This window comes from Longispora urticae, assembly GCF_053902585.1.
In genome coordinates this window covers 180107-198990 of sequence record NZ_JAQZSH010000042.1, presented here as the reverse complement: position 1 = coordinate 198990, position 18884 = coordinate 180107, and the positions used below count along the sequence as shown (strand labels likewise).

15 protein-coding genes and 2 pseudogenes are annotated in these 18884 nt (G+C 72.6%); 11 read left to right on the top strand and 6 right to left on the bottom strand.

Going from position 1 to position 18884, the window contains the following annotated elements; all coding sequences use genetic code 11:
• Positions 1-239 precede the first annotated feature (239 nt).
• From PT931_RS30545 to PT931_RS30535, 3 genes are all read left to right on the top strand, one after another.
• The gene (locus PT931_RS30545) at positions 240-1169 is read left to right on the top strand and encodes a trypsin-like serine peptidase (protein WP_456249178.1); all 930 of its coding nucleotides are present in this window, start codon (positions 240-242) and stop codon (positions 1167-1169) included.
• Between the two features lie 221 nt (positions 1170-1390).
• A complete protein-coding gene (locus PT931_RS30540; protein WP_456249177.1) occupies positions 1391-2065 on the top strand; it encodes a uracil-DNA glycosylase in 675 nt (224 codons plus the stop codon).
• Positions 2066-2577: 512 nt separating this feature from the next.
• The gene (locus PT931_RS30535) at positions 2578-2931 is read left to right on the top strand and encodes a hypothetical protein (protein ID WP_456249176.1); all 354 of its coding nucleotides are present in this window, start codon (positions 2578-2580) and stop codon (positions 2929-2931) included.
• Between the two features lie 461 nt (positions 2932-3392).
• Here PT931_RS30535 and PT931_RS30530 read toward each other — a convergent pair whose 3' ends face one another.
• Positions 3393-4196 (bottom strand): exodeoxyribonuclease III, encoded by an 804-nt coding sequence (locus PT931_RS30530; RefSeq protein ID WP_456249175.1) that lies wholly within the window; start codon positions 4194-4196, stop codon positions 3393-3395.
• 165 nt (positions 4197-4361) lie between these two features.
• The gene (locus PT931_RS30525; RefSeq protein ID WP_456249174.1) at positions 4362-5693 is read right to left on the bottom strand and encodes a helix-turn-helix domain-containing protein; all 1332 of its coding nucleotides are present in this window, start codon (positions 5691-5693) and stop codon (positions 4362-4364) included.
• Positions 5694-5765: 72 nt separating this feature from the next.
• On the opposite strand from PT931_RS30525, the gene PT931_RS30520 reads away from it, so the two are divergent.
• Positions 5766-6131: a hypothetical protein gene (locus PT931_RS30520; protein ID WP_456249173.1), complete on the top strand. Its 366-nt coding sequence runs from the start codon at positions 5766-5768 to the stop codon at positions 6129-6131.
• Between the two features lie 90 nt (positions 6132-6221).
• On the opposite strand, the pseudogene secF reads toward PT931_RS30520, so the two are convergent.
• The 3 genes and pseudogenes from secF to PT931_RS30505 all read right to left on the bottom strand — a co-directional run.
• Positions 6222-7145 (bottom strand): annotated as a pseudogene (gene secF, locus PT931_RS30515) (protein translocase subunit SecF); the annotation flags it as partial.
• Between the two features lie 66 nt (positions 7146-7211).
• Positions 7212-8792, bottom strand: a pseudogene (gene secD, locus PT931_RS30510) (protein translocase subunit SecD); the annotation flags it as partial.
• A gap of 149 nt (positions 8793-8941) precedes the next feature.
• Positions 8942-9631 carry a hypothetical protein gene (locus PT931_RS30505; RefSeq protein WP_456249172.1) on the bottom strand — a complete coding sequence of 230 codons (690 nt, stop codon included), beginning with the start codon at positions 9629-9631 and terminating at the stop codon, positions 8942-8944.
• A 330-nt stretch (positions 9632-9961) separates the two neighbouring features.
• Between PT931_RS30505 and PT931_RS30500 the strand changes: the two genes are divergently transcribed.
• The 5 genes from PT931_RS30500 to PT931_RS30480 are packed head-to-tail and all read left to right on the top strand — an operon-like array spanning position 9962 to position 15924.
• On the top strand, positions 9962-10864 hold the full coding sequence (locus PT931_RS30500) for a TauD/TfdA family dioxygenase (protein ID WP_456249171.1): 903 nt from the start codon (positions 9962-9964) through the stop codon (positions 10862-10864).
• Positions 10845-12434, top strand: a complete 1590-nt coding sequence (locus PT931_RS30495; protein ID WP_456249170.1) for a pyridoxal phosphate-dependent aminotransferase — start codon at positions 10845-10847, stop codon at positions 12432-12434. Before PT931_RS30500 ends, PT931_RS30495 begins: the two co-directional genes overlap by 20 nt.
• A 9-nt stretch (positions 12435-12443) precedes the next feature.
• Complete coding sequence (locus PT931_RS30490) at positions 12444-13250, top strand: BtpA/SgcQ family protein (protein ID WP_456249169.1); 807 nt, start codon at positions 12444-12446, stop codon at positions 13248-13250.
• Positions 13250-14326: an SIS domain-containing protein gene (locus PT931_RS30485; protein ID WP_456249168.1), complete on the top strand. Its 1077-nt coding sequence runs from the start codon at positions 13250-13252 to the stop codon at positions 14324-14326. Before PT931_RS30490 ends, PT931_RS30485 begins: the two co-directional genes overlap by 1 nt.
• 8 nt (positions 14327-14334) lie before the next feature.
• Complete coding sequence (locus PT931_RS30480) at positions 14335-15924, top strand: class I adenylate-forming enzyme family protein (RefSeq protein WP_456249167.1); 1590 nt, start codon at positions 14335-14337, stop codon at positions 15922-15924.
• 7 nt (positions 15925-15931) lie between these two features.
• On the opposite strand, the gene PT931_RS30475 is transcribed toward PT931_RS30480, so the two are convergent.
• The gene (locus tag PT931_RS30475) at positions 15932-16444 is read right to left on the bottom strand and encodes a hypothetical protein (RefSeq protein ID WP_456249166.1); all 513 of its coding nucleotides are present in this window, start codon (positions 16442-16444) and stop codon (positions 15932-15934) included.
• Positions 16445-16676: 232 nt separating this feature from the next.
• On the opposite strand from PT931_RS30475, the gene PT931_RS30470 reads away from it, so the two are divergent.
• Together PT931_RS30470 and PT931_RS30465 are read left to right on the top strand one after the other, a co-directional pair.
• Positions 16677-17900 (top strand): MDR family MFS transporter, encoded by a 1224-nt coding sequence (locus PT931_RS30470; protein WP_456249165.1) that lies wholly within the window; start codon positions 16677-16679, stop codon positions 17898-17900.
• Between the two features lie 8 nt (positions 17901-17908).
• Positions 17909-18877 carry an LLM class flavin-dependent oxidoreductase gene (locus tag PT931_RS30465; RefSeq protein WP_456249164.1) on the top strand — a complete coding sequence of 323 codons (969 nt, stop codon included), beginning with the start codon at positions 17909-17911 and terminating at the stop codon, positions 18875-18877.
• Positions 18878-18884: the final 7 nt, after the last annotated feature.

Sequence of the window (18884 nt, the reverse complement as noted above, 5' to 3'; positions counted from 1 at the left end):
AGATTTATGAATAATGCACTGTCAAGGGGCAGACACGAAGTTGTCCTCCGATGACGCGCATCTGCGCAGGATGCCGCGCAAATCAAGGGTTTTCCCTATGTGACAGCCGGAGCCCGCAAGGGTCCGCACTGTGCCACATTCAGCATGCATCGAAGTTCATCACTAGCAAAACGTGAGAAGTTTCCACTATCTTCGGCGGAACCCGGTACCACCTCTCGACTGTTGGAGTGTGAGACCACATGAACCGCACCCTGTGGCGTTCCGCCGCCGCCCTCCTCACCACCGGACTCAGCGTCGTGGCGTTCTCCGGCACCGCCGCGGCCCGCCCCGCCGACACCCTCGTCACCGACCGGTCCCAGCAGGCCGCGCGGGACTTCTGGACCCCCGACCGGATGCGCGCCGCCGCCCCGATGGACGCGCCCCGGGTGGCCGTCCCGCCGACCCACCAGGTCGCCGCCGGCACCCCGGCCACCGTCGCCCCGACCGTCATCCCGCAGGCCGGCGGCCCCTGGACCGGGGCCGGCGCCATCGTCAGGACCGCCGGCCGGGTGTTCTTCACCTACCAGGGCCGGACCGCCTCCTGCTCCGGCAACGCCGTGACCAGCGCGAACAAGAGCACCGTCATCACCGCCGGGCACTGCGTGAAACTCGACGGCGCGTTCCACACCAACTGGGTGTTCGCGCCGGCCTACAACAACGGCAACACGCCGTACGGCACCTGGAGCGCCCGCGCCCTGCAGGCCACCCCGCAGTGGGTCGCCAGCGAGAACATCAGCTACGACATCGGCGCGGCCATCGTCGGCACCCTGAACGGGGCGTACCTGACCGACGTCGTCGGAGCCCAGGGCATCGCCTTCAACCAGGCGAAACAACAGAACATGTACGCGTTCGGGTACCCGGCCGCCGCCCCCTACGACGGCACGAAGCTCATCTACTGCAGCGGCAAGGCGTTCAACGAGTTCCTCGGCACCGGGGACCTCGGGCTGACCTGCAACATGACGGGCGGGGCCAGCGGCGGGCCGTGGTTCCTGCAGTTCAACGAGAGCGCGGGCACGGGCCTGCTGAACTCGGTGAACAGCTTCAAGTACAGCTTCTCGAACACGTGGATGTTCGGCCCGTACTTCGGCGCGGACGCGGCGAACCTGTACAACGCCACGCAGAACGCGTAGCGGGCGACCGGGCCGGCCCCCGTCGCGGGGTCGGCCCGGGGTCGCGGGGGCCGGCGCGGCGCGTTCTGCCCCGCGCCGCGCCGGTACCGTCCCGCCGGGAGTGCCGGAGGCGGCGACCGGTCCGGGTCGGTCGGCCCGTGGTCGGCGGAAAGTCGCTGGCACGGGGGCGGTTCGGTGCCCGGAGAGGGTTTTGTCGGGGGTGGCGACTAAGGTTTCGTGGCGTGGCAACATTGACCGAACTCGTCGATCCGGGCTGGGCTACCGCGCTGGAGCCCGTGCAGCCGAACATCACCGCGATGGGTGAATTCCTCCGCGAGGAGATCGCCGCCGGGCGCAGCTACCTGCCCGCCGGGGAGAACATCCTCCGCGCCTTCACCCAGCCGCTGGACAACGTCCGGCTCCTCCTCGTCGGCCAGGACCCCTATCCGACCCCCGGCAACGCCGTCGGGCTGAGCTTCTCGGTGTCGCCCGAGACGCGCAGGATCCCGCCGAGCCTGATCAACATCTTCAAGGAGTACATGACGGACCTGGGCCTGCCCAAGCCCGCCACCGGTGACCTGACGCCGTGGGCCGAGCAGGGCGTGCTGCTGCTCAACCGGTCCCTCACCACCGCGCCCCGCAACCCGGGCGCGCACAAGAACAAGGGCTGGGAGAAGGTCACCGACCAGGCGATCCGCGCCCTCGTCGCCCGGGACAAGCCGCTGGTGGCGATCCTGTGGGGCCGCGACGCCCAGGGGCTCAAGCCGCTGCTGGGCTCGACGCCCTGTGTGGAGTCGGTGCACCCGAGCCCGATGTCGGCCGACCGGGGCTTCTTCGGCTCGCGGCCGTTCAGCCGGGCCAACGAGATGCTGGTCGCCCAGGGCGCCGAGCCGATCGACTGGACCCTGCCCTCCTGACCGACCTGCGCCGGGTCGGCGGTCCGCCCGCCGGCCCCTGACACCCGGAATCACACCGGCCCGGGGTGGGAGCACGACTCCCGCCCCGGGCCGGACGCGTTCGTGCCCGCACAGCGACCGGCGGACCCGATGCGCGGGCCCTGCCGGGCGACAGCGAGCTGATCCCGCCCCTGCGCGGTCCTGCCAGATGACGGCGAGCTGATCGATTTCCCGACCCGATGCGCGGTGACACCTCCCGACCCGACAGGCGGCGGCACGTCCCGGTCCGGTGGGCGGCGACACCCGGTTCGGAGTCCTTGGCTGGCACAGCCCTGGAGCGGCGATCCTGCTCGGCCGTGGGCCGGGCCGTGGGCCGCAACTGTTGTCGCGGGCTGGGGCGCGGCGGCTCCCGCACGTGCGCAACTAGTGGTCATGTCCACTTCGTGAACCCGGTTCGACGTGCCGATCGGCGGGCCGGCGGGGTCTGCTGGAGGGGCGCGGGAGGTTCCGCGTACCCAACCCAGGAGGCAATGATGACTTCTGTCCTTACCCGTTCCCGGTTCGCGGCGCTCGCCCTCGCCGGCGCGGCCACGCTGGCGGCCGTCGCCGTGCCCACGGCGGCCTCGGCGGCGGTCCCCAACCACTGTTTCTACAACGTGACCGCGGCCGGCGTGGGACAGCCCGTCCGGTCCGCCCCGTCGTTGAGCGCGTCCGTCGTGGGCAGCCTGGGCGGCTCGCCGGTCATCACGCACAACTACACGTGGACCAGGGACAACATCGTCTGGTCGGCGGACTTCTACGTCGCCAACCGGGTGTACCCGCTGCGCAACCTCGCCACCGGCGTCGTCTACGCGGCCAAGGACCACTGCGAGAACTCGAACTCCTGACCCGCTGACCGCCCGGCCCGGACTTCGCCACACCCCTCGGGCACGCGACTCCGGGCCGGCACCACAGCTCCGCGTCCGCTCACGGCCCACACCGACACACCGGCGGCCCACCGGACCGAGCCCGCACCGGCACCGCGGTTGCGAACCCCGCACCGCCCGGGGCGACGGCACACCCACCGCACCGAGCCCAGGCCGGCACCACAGTTCCGAACCCCGCACCACCCGAGGCAGCACACCGGCCCGCCCGGAGCGACGGCACGGACCCGACGCCGCGCCGCCGCCCCGGCCGAACCTCGACGTTCTCCGGTTCGACGAGCCGCAGGGTGACGTGGCCGCACGGAAACGGCCGAGCGGTCCACCGGCGCCCGGGCTCGCGCCTGACCGGTCGAACCCGCCCGGTCACCGGTGCCCGCCCGGCCGGCCCCGTGCCACGAGCCACACGGCGGGCCGAGCTGGAGGCCCTAGCTCTGTGGGGCGTAGGTCACGGTGACCGGGGTGTGGTCCGACCAGCGGTCCTCGTAGGTCGCCGCGCGCTCCACCCGGGCGGCGGTCGCGCGGGCGGCCAGGCCGGGCGTGCTCACGTGCAGGTCGATCCGCCAGCCGGCGTCGTTGTCGAAGGCCTTCCCCCGGTACGACCACCAGGTGTACGGGCCCGGGCCCTCCGGGTGCACGCTGCGGACGACGTCGACGTAGCCCACCTCGTCGTACAGCCGGGTGAGCCAGGCGCGCTCCTCCGGGAGGAAGCCGGCCGTCTTCTTGTTCGTCTTCCAGTTCTTCAGGTCCTCCTCGCGGTGCGCGATGTTCCAGTCGCCGCAGACCAGCACCTCGCGACCCTCGGACTCGGCACGTTTGCGCAGGCCGGCGAGGTAGTCGATGAACTCCGCCATGAAGCGTTCCTTCTCCGACTGGCGCTCGGTGCCGGTCTCGCCGGAGGGCAGGTAGAGGCTGGCGATGGTGACGCCGGGGAGGTCGACCTCCAGGTAGCGGCCGGAGCCGTCGAACTCGGTGGAGCCGAAGCCGACCCGGTGTTCGAAGGGCTCGCGGCGGGTGAGCACGGCCACACCGGCCCTGCCCTTGGCGGCGGCGGGCGCGTAGAACGTGTGCCAGCCCTCGGGTTCGCGGACCTCGTCGGCGAGCTGGTGCGCCTCGGCGCGCACCTCCTGCAGGCAGACGACGTCGGCGCCCGTGGTGGCGAGCCACTCGAGGTAGCCCTTGCCGGAGGCGGCGCGCAGGCCGTTGACATTCACGGTGGAGACAGTCAGCACGGAGAGCAGGCTACCCGGTACCACCGACATTCCCGGGGACCGAGGAACCGCCGCCCAGCTTGTGGCACGTTTTCGGCACTCCCGCGCGTTCCGGGACGGCACCGAAGCCGTAGACGGCCGACACGGTCACCATGCGGCACTCCCGCGCGTCCCGGGACGGCACGGTCAGGGTGCGCGGAGGGTGGCGAGGTGGTCGCGGAGGGTGGTCACCACCGGGTCGGTGTGCCAGCGGTCCAGGTCACGGACTGCGGCGAGCACCGCCTGGAGCCCGGCCGCGCCCCGGTGCCCGTCGAGCTGGCCGACCGCCCGGTGCAGGGTGCCGACCGCCGCGTCGAGGTGGCCCTCGCCCGCGTGGGCGCGCGCCAGCGTACCCAGCAGGAGGGTTGTGGTCTTGGTCGTCGGCAGTGCGGTGGCGCCCTCCAGGAGCGCGCGGGCCCTGGCTGGGTGGCCGAGCCGCAGGTGGCAGGCCGCCGCGAGCCTGGGGCCCGGCACCGGGCCGAGCAGGAACCGGCCCACGTCGTCCACGTCGAAGTCCGCGAGCAGGGCGTGCGCCGCGTCGAGGGTCGCCTCGCAGTCGCGGGCCGCGCCGAGCATCGCGTGCGCCTCCGCGACGTGCAGCAGGCCGAGGGCGCGCAGGGACGGGCTGTGCCGGGCGCTGGCCACGGCGCGGCGGGCGAGGGCGGCCCCGGCGGCGGGGTCGTGCCGGCCGTAGAGGGCGACGTAGCTGGTGCGGAGCAGGGCGTGGGTCTCCGCGACCGGGTCGCCGGCCTCGCGGGCGGCCGCCGCGGCCCGGTCGAAGTGGGCGAGGGCGGTGGTGTGGTCGGTGCGGGCGGAGGCGTCCCAGACGACCCGGCCGTGGAGGGTGGCCGCCTCCGCGAGGGCGGTGTGCGCCCGGGGCCGGAGGATCGGGTCGCGGAGGGTGCGGGCCAGGTCGGCGGCCTCGCGGTGGCAGGCCGCGACCGGGGCGAGCAGGCGGGCCGAGGGGACGGTGTCGTAGCGGCGGGCCAGCGCGTAGAGCTGGTCGTGCAGGTCGAGGAGCCCCTCCTCCTCCGGCAGGACCGTCCCGGTCGGAGACGCGACCCCCGGCCCCGGCACGTCGACGGCGAGGGCGCTCCGAGGCGTGGGGCCCGACGACCGGACGGGGGTCGGGGCGGCTCCCGAGGGGGCCGCGTGAGCCGTCGCGCCGTCCACCGCCCCGCCGGGCAGGACATCGGCGGGCTCCGTTGGCGCCGGCGGGTCGGCGGCGCTCCGATCCTCCGTCCCCGGGGCGGTCGGGACGCCCGTGCCACCGGACTCCGCGAGGGCCGCGTGCAACTCGTCGGCGGACCAGCCCAGCGCCGCCGCCAACCCGGCCCGGAACCCCGGCTGCGGCACGGTCCGCGCACCCTCCCACCGCGCCACTGTGGACCGGTCGACCCCGAGCCGCTCGGCGAGCGTCTCCTGGCTGAGGCCCCGGGCCCGGCGGCGCGTGGCGAGAGGGGTGCGGGGACGGCGCATGCCACAAAAATGCCACATGGATGCGACATGGATGCCATGGTCCGCGCGGGGCCGGTTCGCGAAGCTGGGGGCATGATTCCGCGCACCGCGACGGCGTTGGGCCTCCTCGACACCCGGGAAACAGCAGGACTCTTCCGGGTACGTGGGCTGGTCCTCCACGCCGACACCGACTATCCGTACTGGCTCGCCCCCGGCCCGACCTACGGCCTCGTGCACGACGGGCGGTCCTGGACCGTGTCGGGCGGGCCGTGGGTGACCCCGGGGCGGACGTACCGGCTGTGGCGCTCCGGGGTGCCCGCCGCCGCGGTGCCGACGTCGCACGGGGAGGCGTGCCTGGCCCGGGGCAGCGTGTATCTGGCGCGGTGGGGGCCCGGGGGCGGGTGGCGGCTGTGGCGGCTGGCGGGGGCTCGGCGCGCGGAGTGGTCGGGCGACCCGTGAGCCGCGCGGCGGCGCGGCGGTGGCACGGCAGGGACCCGTCGGCGCGGGTGGGGCCCGGCGGTGCTCCGACCGGCCCGGACGCCGGGGTCAGCCCGTCGCCAGGGCCGTGCGCTTCGCCCGGACCCGTTCGTCGTGCAGCCGGATCCGCCGGTCGCGGTACTTGAGGTCGACCGTGATCGGGGTCGCCAGCAGGATCGAGGAGAACACGGCCGTGGCCATGCCGACGAACAGGACGAGGGCAAGGTCCTTCAGGGTGCCGGCGCCGAGGAAGCCGACCCCGATGAACAGCATCCCGGCGACGGGCAGCAGCGCGATGACGGAGGTGTTGATGGAGCGCATCAGGGTCTGGTTGACGGCGAGGTTGGCCGCCTCGGCGTACGTCTGCCGGGTGCCCGCCGTGACCCGTTCGGTGTTCTCCTGCACCTTGTCGAACACGACGACGACGTCGTACAGGGCGAAGCCGAGGATGGTCAGCATGCCGATCACGGTGGAGGGCGACACCTCGAAGCCGATCAGGGAGTACACGGCGGCGGCCACGACCAGGTCGAAGATCAGGGCGACGATCGCGGCCACGGCCATCCGCCACTCGAACCGCACGACGAGGTACGCGATGACGAGCGCCAGGAAGATGAGCAGTCCCCACAGGGCGGCCTGGGTGATCTGCGAACCCCACGCGGCGCTGACCCGGTTGTCGGACACCTGGTCGGGGCTCACCTTCAGGGTGGTGGCCACCGCGTTCTTCACGGCGAGGGTCTTCTCGGCGGTCAGCGGGGCCGTGCGGACCAGGTAGGTGGGGGTGGTGCCGCCGACCCGCTGGGCGGACACCACGACCGCGCCCGCGGCGGTGACCGCGTCCCGGGCGGCGTCCACGCTGGCGGCCGACGACGCCGGTACCTGGAAGGAGTTTCCGCCCTTGAACTCGATGCCCAGGTGGAAGCCCCGGAACACGAAACTCACGATCGCGATCGCGACGATGACCAACGAGACGGTGTACCAGATCCGCCGCTTCCCCACGATGTCCAGCTTCGCCTCGCCCCGGTACAGCCGGGCCAGGAAGCCTCGCCCCGGGGCCGCTGTCTTCAGCACCCGGCCCAGGCCCGACACCCGGGGCGACAGGAACGCCCGCATCCCGGCGAGCATCGTCATCATCGGGTGCCGGAACAGGAACACCACCAGGAGGTCGAGGATCGTGGCCAGGCCGAGCGCGAACGCGAACCCCTTCACCGCGCCGACGGAGACCACGTACAGCACGACGGCCGCGCCGATGGTCACCACGTTCGCGGAGATGATCGTGCGCCGGGCCCGGATCCAGGCCCGGTCCACGGCGCTGCGCGGCGAGCGGCCCTCGTGGATCTCGTCCTTGAGTCGTTCGAAGTAGATGACGAACGAGTCGGCGGCCACGCCCAGGGACACGATGAAGCCGGCGATCCCGGCCAGGGTCAGGGTGAAGCCGATCTGCCGGCCCAGCAGCACCAGCGCGGCATACGTGAGCAGGGCCGAGATCACCAGGCTGCCGAGGATGACGGTGCCGAGGAGGCGGTAGTAGAACAGGGCGTACACGATGACGAGGAGCATGCCGATCCCGGCCGCGAGCAGGCCCGCCCGGAGCTGTTCGGTGCCCAGGGTCGCCGAGATCGAGTTCGCCTCGCCCTGCTCGAACGACAACGGCAGCGCGCCGTACTTCAACTGGTTCGCCAGCTCCTCCGCCTGCTGCCGGCTGAACGAGCCCGTGATCTGCGCGTCGGAGTTGATCACGCCCTGGATCCGCGGCGCCGACACCACCCTGTTGTCCAGCACGATGGCGACCTGGTTCATGGCCCCGTTGTCGTAGGCCTCCCGGGTCAGGTCCGTCCACCGCTTCTGGCCGTCCCCGGTGAACGTCAGGGTCACCTGCCAGCCCTGCTGGAACCCGAAGCTGGCCCCCGACACGTCCGTCCCGACGACCTTGGCCACGTCCAGCAGGTACTTGAACCCCTCGTCGCATGCCACCACCTGCACGTCGGCCTGGTCGATGCTGCCGGGCGGGCGCTCGTTGAGCTGCCGGCACGTCACGGCCGGCACCCGGAGCTGGAGTGCCGCCGGCAGCACCGCGACCTCCTTCGGCGTCAGCGTGCCGAACGGGGCCAGCTCGGCGGCCTTCGCGGCCGCGTCCTCGGGGGTCGCCATCGCCTCGGCGACCGCGTACGCCGGGCCGAGCTTCGCCCTGACCTGGTCGAGGGTGGGCGTGCCCGGGCCGTCGGCGGGCGGGGCGGGCTCGGCGGCCGTGATCGGCGCCCCGCCCACCACCTTGCGGAACTTCAGCTGCGCGGGCTGCCCGACCTGCTTGATCGCGTCGCCGCCGGAGCCCGCGACGGACACCTTGATGTTGGAGTCGCCCTCGGTGACCACCTCGGGTTCGGCCACGCCGAGGCCGTTGACCCGGTTCTCGATGATCCGCCGGGCCTGTTCGAGGCTGCTCGGGGAGGGGGGTTTGCCGTCGGGGGTGCGGGCGATCAGGGTGAGGGTGGTGCCGCCGACCAGGTCGAGGCCCAGCCGGGGCTTGAGGCGTTCGGCGCCGAACAGCTTCCCGGGGCCGGTGAACAGGACCAGGGACCACAGGCCGACCAGGATGACGCCGAGTACGGCGACCTGCCGCCACGGCCGCGTCCGCTCCCCCGCCATCGCCGCCCCATTTCTCGACAATTACCCCTCATTGAACCACCGGGGAGGGCGGCGGGTCCGGCGATGTCCGGGATCCACCGTCCGCCGGCCGTCCTGGGGGCGGCGGGGGCCCTGCCGACCACGCTGGCCGGGTGATCACGTTCCGGGCTTCACACCGCCGGATCGCTGACGCAGGTTTCCCCGGGACTCTTGTGCTCCGCGAGGAAGATCGTCTGAGCCATCATCCGGTACCCGGACATCTGCTCGCGCAATGTCTCCAGCGACTCCTCGGGATGCACGGAGTCGATCACGGCGTTGGGCCCGTCGGCGTTGAACTGGTGCGACACCCCTCGTGGCACCTGCATGTCGACCCAGGAGTTCTCCGGCACGATCACGTTGTGCCGGGTCAGCGGAGGGCCGCCGTCCTCCGCCGGGAACTCGTCGGTGAACTCGTGGAGGCTCCCGCCCCGCCACCCCACCGACGGCGACACCGTGAACGCCGTGAGGCTCGAGACCCGGATCGACGTCGCACCGCCGGTCATCATCCGGACGAACCGCAGGCCGGTGTGCATGTGCATCCGCGAGCACAGGTCGCGGCCGCGCGCGTCGTAGAAGTCCATCAGGTACCGGTCCGCGAAGAACCCGTCGAAGGGCGCCTCCAACATGTAGACGTCGCCCTCCTCGAACGCCTGGGCCCGCCTGATCTCGCCGGCCGGCGTGGGCCGCGCGGCCTCCTGCCGGTGCGCCTCGCGGACGAGCTCCGCGAGGCCCGTCACCACCGTCATCGCCGCCTCCGGCGGTAGCCGCAGGACCGGCGTCAGGCGGTTGCCCTGCGGATCCGAGTGGTCACGGATACTCATGAGCTCGTTCTGGCTGTCCGGTTCCGACTTCATTCGGCCCATGTACTGAGACCCCCTTCGTCCACTGAGAACCTCTCGGTAACTGACGGCGACGTGTTGGCGGCGCCAACCCTGCCCGGGACGTGATACATCGTGCCACGATCGGCGTCCGCCGTGTGCCCGCACAGAGGCCGATGGCCGACTCTCCATGAAAGACTCCACGAGCCGTCCGTCCACTGTGCACTAATGACCGGGCCGCGGGTCCGAAACGGGTCAGACGGGCGACGCGCTTCCCGCTAGTGTGAGCCCGACGAGACGTCCAGGACTCTGACGGCGCGGCTCACTCGGAGGGTGGCGAAGGCGATGCACGGCGTGTTCAGGGAACAGGAAACCAACGCCCACGTGGCCGCCCGGACAGATCTGCTCGCCGGGGAGCCGCTCCCCCCGCCGGCGTGGACCCCGGTGGCGGCGAGAGCTGAGTCCTTTCTCGACGGAGGCGACGCCGCGACGCTGGCGACGCTCGCTGACCGCGGTGTCGTGCTGACGCGCCTGGACGAGCCCCTGACGGACGACGCCTTCCGCGCGTTCGGAGAACGGCTCGGATCGGCGATGCCGGAGCTCGACCCGGCGGTGCAGCCCTTCGTCACGGACGGCGTGATCCTGAATCTGGTGACGACGGGGCCGGGGACCGCCGACGCGGACCTGGCCCCGTTCACGACCAGCTACCTGTCGCTGCACAGCGAGGGCAGCGGCCGGCCCGCCGACGGACAGCCGCGGTACATCGCGCTGCTGTGCCACGAGCCCGGCGGCGAGGGCGGCGCCCAGACGGTCCTGACCTCCATGGCCGGTGTCTCCGACCGGCTCGCCGACCACCACCGCGCCCTCCTCTCGCGCACCCGGTACCGGCACGGGGCGGGCAGTCCGTACGTGCTCCGCACCATCGCCGGCGTGGACCGGTACTCGTTCCGCGACTTCATGGCGCAGCCGCTCGACTGGACCTACGACGGAGAGGACGCCGGACCTGACGACGTCAACGCGGCGCTGCTGGCTCTCCTCGACGCCATGTACCACCGGGCCGGCTCCGTCGGAGTGCGGTGGAGCCGGGGCCTGCTGGCCGTCATCGACAACACCCGACACTTCCACGGCAGGACCGCCGCCACCGCCGATCCGGCGCGGACCCAGCGGCATCTCAAGCGACTGCGGATCGTCTCATCGAAAGGGTGTCAGGGAGTCCATGCAGCTGTTCGGATCTGAGCACCGGCCCCGGTCCTTCACGGTGCCCCCCGCCGCCGTCGACGCCGCGGAACGTCTCGCGGTACTCCCGCACGGGCCGGTCGACTTCATGTCGGACGTCGACGAGCGGATGCTGGAGGTCTACCGGCGGGCCACGGACCCGGACGACCCCTTCGAGCTTCGCGACCTCTGGCTGGGGCGGGTGGAGCACGAGCTCGGTCCGCACAGCCGGCGGTCCGAGCTCGCCGAACTGTGGCGTTCCAGCCGCGTCCGCCGGAACGTGGAGCCCGCCGACGTGCTGCGATCCCGCGCCACGGCCAGGTTCGTCAAGGAACTGTTCAACTCCTACTTCCGTGACGACCTCTACGGCGAACTGCGGCCCCAGGCCCAGATCGTGCTCTCGGGCGGCGCGGTCGACGAGCAGGAGTGGGGCCTGCCGGAGACCCTGAAGGAGTGCATCCGGTTCGCGCTGGAACGGGACTGGTACGGGTACTCCGACTCCCGGGGACGGCTGCCCGCCCGCGAGGCCATCGCCGCGTACGAGAACGCCCGCATCGCCGGGGACGCGTACGGCCCGGAGAACGTGGCCATCACGATGGGCGGTACGGCGGCGATCAGCTCCATCGCGGACTTCGTCCTCCAGGGCGGCTCGGTGCCGTCCGGTCCCGTGCTGTGCGCCACCCCGAACTATCCGCCCCTCGTGGAGGCGGTGGCCCGCCGGCACGACGTGCGCCTGGTACCCGTCGGCTCGGAGGACGGCCGGACCTCCCTCGCCCCGTTGCTGGCGGCGCTGACCCCGGACACGCCGATGGTGCTGTTGCAGACGGTGGGCAACCCCACCGGAGCGGCCGTGTCGGAGGCGGAACTGGCCACCCTGATCGACGCGTGCGGGCCCCGGACGCTGATCGTTCTCGACGAGTGTCACGAATGGCTCGGCCCGCCACCGCGGCTCACCGCGAGCCGCACCGCGGCCAACGTGGTCCGTGTGTCGAGCCTGTCCAAGAACTGGTCCGCGCCCGGCATCAAGACGGGCTGGCTGCTCGCGGACACCGGCTTCGTCGCGGAGTACTACGAGTACGCGTCGACCACGTTCGGCGGGCCGCCGTCGTTCTTCTACACGCTCGTCGAGGTCCTCGCCCGGATGGAGCGGTGGATGCTCGACGGCGTCGACCGCCTCGGCCTCTCCCACCTCCACGAGTTCGAGGCCGGCTACAACATCCGGCACGACCTGCTCCAACGGGCCTACGACTCCTACCGCCGGGAGCGGAGGGAACGCGAGTCGGGTTTGCTGACCTTCCGGGACGCGGCCTGTGCCCGGTTCGTCGAGGCGTCGGCGGGGATCGTCCGCCCGCACTACTCGATCAACATGGCGGTCCAGTTGTCGGGCTGGGACGACTCGTACCTGTGCTTCCGTGACCTGCTGCGGGAGACCGGGGTGTCGGTACTGCCCGGCATCATCACGTTCTGCTTCTCCGGCAGCTTCATGCGGGTCACCTCGGCCCGCCGCTGGGAGGATCTGTCCACGGCCGTCGACCGGATCGGGAGCTATCTCGCGCCGGTCGGCCCGGTCGAGCTCGCCGGGCTCGGCTAGGGATCGCGGATGAGCCTACGATTCGGTACCGGAAAGGTGGTCCTGGGAATGGTCCACCTGGCGCCGCTGCCGGGAACGCCGTTCCACGAGGAGGGGTCGTTCGGGCGGACCCTGGAGACCGCGGTGCGCTCCGCCCGCGCGCTGTACGACGGCGGCGCGACCGGCTGCCTGGTCCAGACGGTGGACCGGGTGTATCCGGTGGCCGACACCGCCGACCCGGCCAGGACGGCCGCGCTCGCGCTGATCGTCCGGGCGATAGCGGACGCCACCGGCGACGGGTTCCACGTCGGGGTCCAGATGATGCAGAACGGCGTGCGGCCGGCGCTGGCGGTCGCGAAGGTCGCGGGCGGCGGATTCGTGCGTGTCACGGCGCTGGTCGGCCAGACCATGTCGGTGCACGGGCTGGTCAGCCCCGACCCGCACGCCATCATGGAGTACCGGCGCGGGATCGACGCCATGGGGATCACGATGATCGCCGAGGTCGCCACCATGCACTACAGCTGGCGCGGCACGGAGCGCGGCCCCGGTGAGGTGGCACGGGGCGCCCAACTCGTCGGAGCCGACGCCGTCGCGGTCTCCCACCCGGTCGAGGAGGAGGCCGTCGCCCTCGTCGCGGCCGTCCGGCGATCCGCTCCCCGGCTGCCCGTCCTCCTCGCCGGGCACGTCAACCACGACAACGCGGCCCGGCTGCTCTCCGTCGCCGACGGCGCCTTCGTCGGTACCTGCCTGGAGCGCGACGGGTGGGGTGGCGCCATCGAGGTGGACCGGGTGCGCGCGCTGATGGCGATCGTCGACGACATCGGGGAGACGGGCTGATGGCCGAGGAGATGCTCCGGGAGATCCACCGGCTCCCCGCCGACCTGGCGACGCTCCCCGCCGAGCTCGCCGGGGAACTGACGGCGGCCGTTCCGGTGCGGGTCCTCGCGGACATCCAGCGGGTGGTCGTCGTCGGCGACGGCGACAGCCACCACGCCGCGCTCGCCACGACGCTGGCGTTCCGGACGTTCGCCGGCCTCGACGCCACACCGACGACCGCGCTGCCCCTGCTGCGGTACGGCGCCGACCGGCTCCGCCGGCACGCGGCCGGCACCACGCTGGTGATCGGCGTCAGCGCGTCCGGTGCGACACCCCGCGTCGTGGCCGCCCTGCACGCCGCCCGTGCGGCCGGGGCGAGGACCCTCGCCGTGTCCGGCGCTCCGGACAGCCCGATCAGCCAGGTCGCGGACGGTGCCGTGTGGTACCGGCTGCCGGGCAAGGAGGCGTCCCCGGGCATCCGGACGTACCAGGCCTCCCTGCTGGCGTTGCTCACCGCCGCCATCCACCTGGGCGGCGCCCGGGGCACCGCCGACGTGCCGGGCCTGACCAGCGAACTGGCGGCCGCCGCGGCGGTGGTGGACGCGACCTCCGCCGCGCTCGCCGCCACGGAGGGGCCGGCCCTCGACCTGATCGCCGCGGCGGGGGCCCTGATCACGCTCGGCAGCGGCCCGGGGCACGGCACGGCGCTGTACGCGGCGGCCAAGTTCATCGAGGCGGCCGGCCTCCTCGCCTGGGGGCAGGAGACCGACCAGTGGTGGCACGTGGAGCGGTTCGCCAGTTCCGCCAGTCCGCCGCTCGTGTTCGTCGCGCCGCCGGGACGGGCCGAGCAGGAGGTCGCCGAGCTCGTCCGCCGGGCCTCCGACCTGGGCCGGAGTGTCTGCGTGGTGGTCGACCCCGCGCACCGGTCGCTCACCGAGCACGCGACCGTCGTACTCCCCGTGGTCGGCCACGTGCGGGAGGAGTTCTCCCCGCTGGCCTACCACCTGTTCGCCGGCCGGCTGGCGGCCCGGGTGGCGCAGGCCATGGGCCGTAGACCGTTCCAGGTGCACGCCGCCCGTCGACCCGAGAACCCGTGAGGCAGCCGATGACGCGCAGCTTCGACCCCGTCCACCACTACCTCGGCCAGCCGCCGTCGCCGCCGTTCGGTGGACGGGGAACCGTCCTCGAGTGCCTCGACCACCAGGTCCGGTGTCAGGCGGCGGCCCCGTTCCTGACCACTGTCTCTCCGGACGGCGGACGGACCACCCTCTCGTACGGCGAGGTCGACCGGGCGAGCCGGGCGCTGGCCGGCTGGCTCCTGACCGAGGCCGGACTGCACCCCGACCTGGCCGTGGGGTTCGCCCCGCGCAACGACAGCCGCTCGGTCGTGGCGATCCTCGCGTTGCTGCGCGCGGGCTGCCGGATCCTGCTGGTCAATCCGGCCGACCCGCCGGCCCGGGTCGAGCAGCAGGCCACCCAGATCGGGGTCACGGCCTGGGTGCGGCACACCGGGGCGGCACCGACCGGGATCGGTACCGACATCACCGTGCCGGACGCGGCGCCCGCCGACCGCGGGTACCCCCTTCCCGCACTGGATCCGTTCTCCGACGCGCTCTACTTCGGCACCTCGGGCTCGACGGCCGCCTCGAAGCTGGTCGCCCAGTCCCACGTCAACGCGGCGGCGAACGCGGCGGCGGTGATCCGGCACCACCGGCTCCGGCCCGGCGACCGTCTGTTGGCGTGCCTGCCCATCCACCACGTCAACGGCCTGCACTTCACCGTGTTCGCGGCCGCGGCGGCCGGGACGCACGTCCTGCTCCTGGACGGGTTCGACCCGTTCGGCTACGGGGGCGTCCTGGAGATCTTCCAGCCCCGGATCGCGAGCGTGGTGCCCAGCATCCTCGAGGCGCTGGCCGCCTCCTGGCGGCTGCGCACCCCGCCCCCGGGTCTGGACTACTTCGTCTCCGCCGCCGCCCCGCTGGCGGCCGCCACGGCCGGTGCCGTGCTCGGCAGAATCGGCACCAGGGTGGTACAGGGCTACGGGCTGACGGAGACCACCAACTTCTCCACGACCCTTCCGACCGACGTCGACGGCGACGAGTACCGGCGGCTCATGGTGGACGTGGAGATCCCGACCGTCGGCACCGCCGTCCTCGGCAACGAGGTCGCGGTGCTGCGCGGGGACGGGACCCGGGCCGACCCGGGAGAGGTGGGCGAGATCTGCATGCGGGGCCACAACGTGATGTCGCGGTACGTGAACAACGCCGAGGCGACGGAGGCCGCCTTCCGGCACGGCTGGTTCCACTCGCAGGACCTGGGTGCCGAGCGGACCGACCCCGGCACCGGCCGGAGCTACCTGGTGATCACCGGAAGACAGAAGAACATCGCGAAGGTACGCGGGGAGGCGGTCTCCCTGGACGAGATGGAGCGCGTCCTGCGCACCGTCGGGGAACTACGCGACGCCGCGTGTGTCGCCGTCCCGGACCGCTTCCTCGGCGAACGGGTGGTGGCCGTCGTCGCCTGGCGGAACGGCACGACCGGCCCGGACGGGATCCTGTGGGCCCGGCTGCGCGCGCACTTCGCCGAGACGTCGCTCCCCAGCCGGATCGTCCCCGTCACCGACATTCCCCGGACCGCCACGGGCAAGCTGCTGCGCCCCCAGCTCACCGCCCGGGTGGAGGCGGACGGGCTCTAGCTCCGGGTCACAGCGACCGTTGGAGGTGGATCCAGCGCCGCCCGGTGTCGTCGCCGTGGACCTGGCCGCACCGCACGAACCGATGCCGGGTCAGCAGTTCGACGGACCCGGTGAGGTCGGGGTGCGCCTCGGCCCGGACCGCGTCCGCGCCCTGCTCGGCCGCGACCTGCAGCGCCATCCGCAGACACGACACGCCCACCAGCGAACCCGCGACGATCTCGCCGGGGGCCACGACCAGTCTCCGGAGGTACCGGGGCCGGGCGGCAGGGGGGAAACACGCCCGGTCGACGTCCTCGGGCGGCGTGTCGGTGAGGGTGAACATCCCCACGGGGTGGTCGTCGCGGAGCAGCAGCCAGACGGAGCGGGCCGCGACGAGTCCGGCGGTCGTCCCGGGCCGCCGCACCGGTGCCGCCGTCCCGGTGGCCGCCGCGTGGTGGGCGTCGCTCGCGCACAGCAGCTCGTGGACGACCGGGGCGTCCGAGGCGCGCTCCCAGCGCCAGGCGGGCGTCCCGGCGGTCACGGCGCCCCCGCCCGTCCCGTCCTGCCCGACACCAGGCAGATCCTCTCCCGCGCAACCAACAGCATCAATCGATCGTACATAGTGGAACGTCGGCGTGGGGGGCGTTCCGGGGTTGACAACGCCGACCCGATTCGGCGAATGTAAACACTCTCACAGCCGAGCTCGGGGTCGAGATCGCTCACCGCTCGCCGCGATGGACATCGCACGTTGTGACGACTCCTGGAGGCCGTGAGTGCGTCGTTGGTGGCAGAACACGGCCGGTGGCCTTCCCGAGGCGTACTGGTACCTGTGGGTGGGCAACCTCATCAACCGGTCCGGCGGGTTCGTCGCGATCCTGCTGACCTTCTACCTGAACCGCGAGCGGCACTTCGACGCCACCCTGGTGGGCCTGATCATCGGCCTGATCGGCGCCGGCGGCACCCTGGGCGTGATCATCGGCGGTCAGCTCGCCGACCGGTGGGGCCGGCGTAGCACGCTGCTGGTCGCCCAACTGAGCACCGCCGCCAGCCTCCTCCTGCTCGGCCTGGTGCACCAGAAGATCGCGATCATCGGGGTGGGCTTCCTGCTCGGCCTCAGCCAGAGCATGGCCCGGCCGGCGTTCTCGGCCATGATGATCGACGTCGTGCCGGCGGAGGCGCGGATGCGCGCGTTCAGCCTGAACTACTGGGCCAACAACCTCGCGTTCTCGATCGCGGCGCTGCTGGGCGGCTTCGTCGCCGACATGAACTACCTGACCATCTTCGTGGTGGACGCCGTGACCACGATCGTGGCGGCCCTGATCATTCTCTCCAAGGTCCCGGAGTCACGCCCGAAGCCGAAGGAGAAGACCGGCGAGGTCGTGGCCTCCGGGTCCCCGCTGCGCGACCCGGCGTTCCTCGTGATCTGCGGCCTGACGTTCCTGATGTCGCTGGTGTTCATGCAGTACGCGACGAGCCTGCCGCTGGTGATGGCCGGGGAGGGGCTGGGCGCCAAGACCTACGGCGCGGTGATCGCCCTCAACGCGGTCATGATCGTCGCCGGCCAGCCCTTCGTGCCACGGCTCCTGGAGGGCCGGGACCGGACCCGGATCCTCGCGGTGGCCGCGCTGGTCGTGGGCGCCGGCTTCGGCCTCACCGCGCTGGCCCACAACGTCTGGATGTTCGCCCTGACCGTGGCGGTCTGGACCGTCGGCGAGATGATCCAGTCCCCCGCCGGCTCGACCGTGCTGGCGGAGCTGTCGCCCGAGCACTCCCGCGGCCGGTACCAGGGGGTGTACTCCTTCGCCCTGGCCATCGCCGCGTTCGCGGCCCCGGTGACCGGCGGCTTCGTCCTCGACCATCTCGGGGCCAAGGTCCTGTGGGTGTCCTGCCTGGGCGTCGGGGCCGCGGTCGCCGTGCTGTACCTGGTGTCGGGTCCGGCCCGGGACCGGCGACTGGCCCTGCTCGCCGAGCAGGACCAGGAACCAGCGAACCGGTAGCGGCCGGCATGCGCGTCCACGGGCCGGCGCTGCGCCTCGGCCTGCACTCCGGCCAGCAGTACCGCGACTTCGACGAACCGCTGCTCCTCTGGCGGCGGGCCGAGGAGCTCGGCTACGACTGGATCTCCCTGTTCGACCACTACCGGCCCCCGATCGACGGTCCTGGCGGTCCCTGTCTGGACGGCCCCAGCCTGCTGGCGGCGCTCGCGGCGCGTACCGGTCGGATCCGGTGCGCGATGCTGGTCTCCGCCGTCACCTGGCGGCCGCCGGCCATCGCCGCGGCCATCGCCGCCACCCTCGACCACGTCAGCGGCGGCCGGCTCGAGTTCGGGCTCGGTGCGGGGAGCGCCGATCACGGGTACGCCCAGTACGGCATCCCGTTCCCCGACGTGGCCACCCGGTTGGGGATGCTCGACGAGGCGTGCCGGATCGTCCGTCGCCTGTGGACCGAGCCGGTCACCACGTTCGACGGCGCGCACTTCCAGCTTCGGGACGCCTACCTCGAACCGAAGCCGGTGCAGGCCCGGGTGCCGTTGGTGATCGGCGGCTCAGGTCGGCGCCTGCTCGGGATCGCCGCCGAGCACGCGGACATCTGGAACACCCTCGCGGGCGACCTGACGCGGTACCGGGCAAGGGTCGCCGTGCTGGAGCGGCACTGCCGCGAGCTGGGCAGACCCGCCGCCGACATCCGGCGTTCGGTCACCTTCCGGGTCGTGCTCGGCGCGGACGAGGCGACCGCGCGGGCCCGGATGGCCGAACGCGTCGCCCTCCTCCCCGCCGACTCGCCCGACCTGGCCGAGTACCTGATGTGCGGCACTCCCCGGCAGTGCGTCGAGGCGCTGGCACCGTTCGTCCGGGACGGCGTGGGCGACCTGATCCTGGCGGTGCGCCCGCCCCTCGACTGGGCGACGATCGAGCTCTTCGCGCGGGAGGTCTCCCCGGCGTTGCGCGCCCTGGCGTCCCGCGGCGCGGCGTGATCGCCCC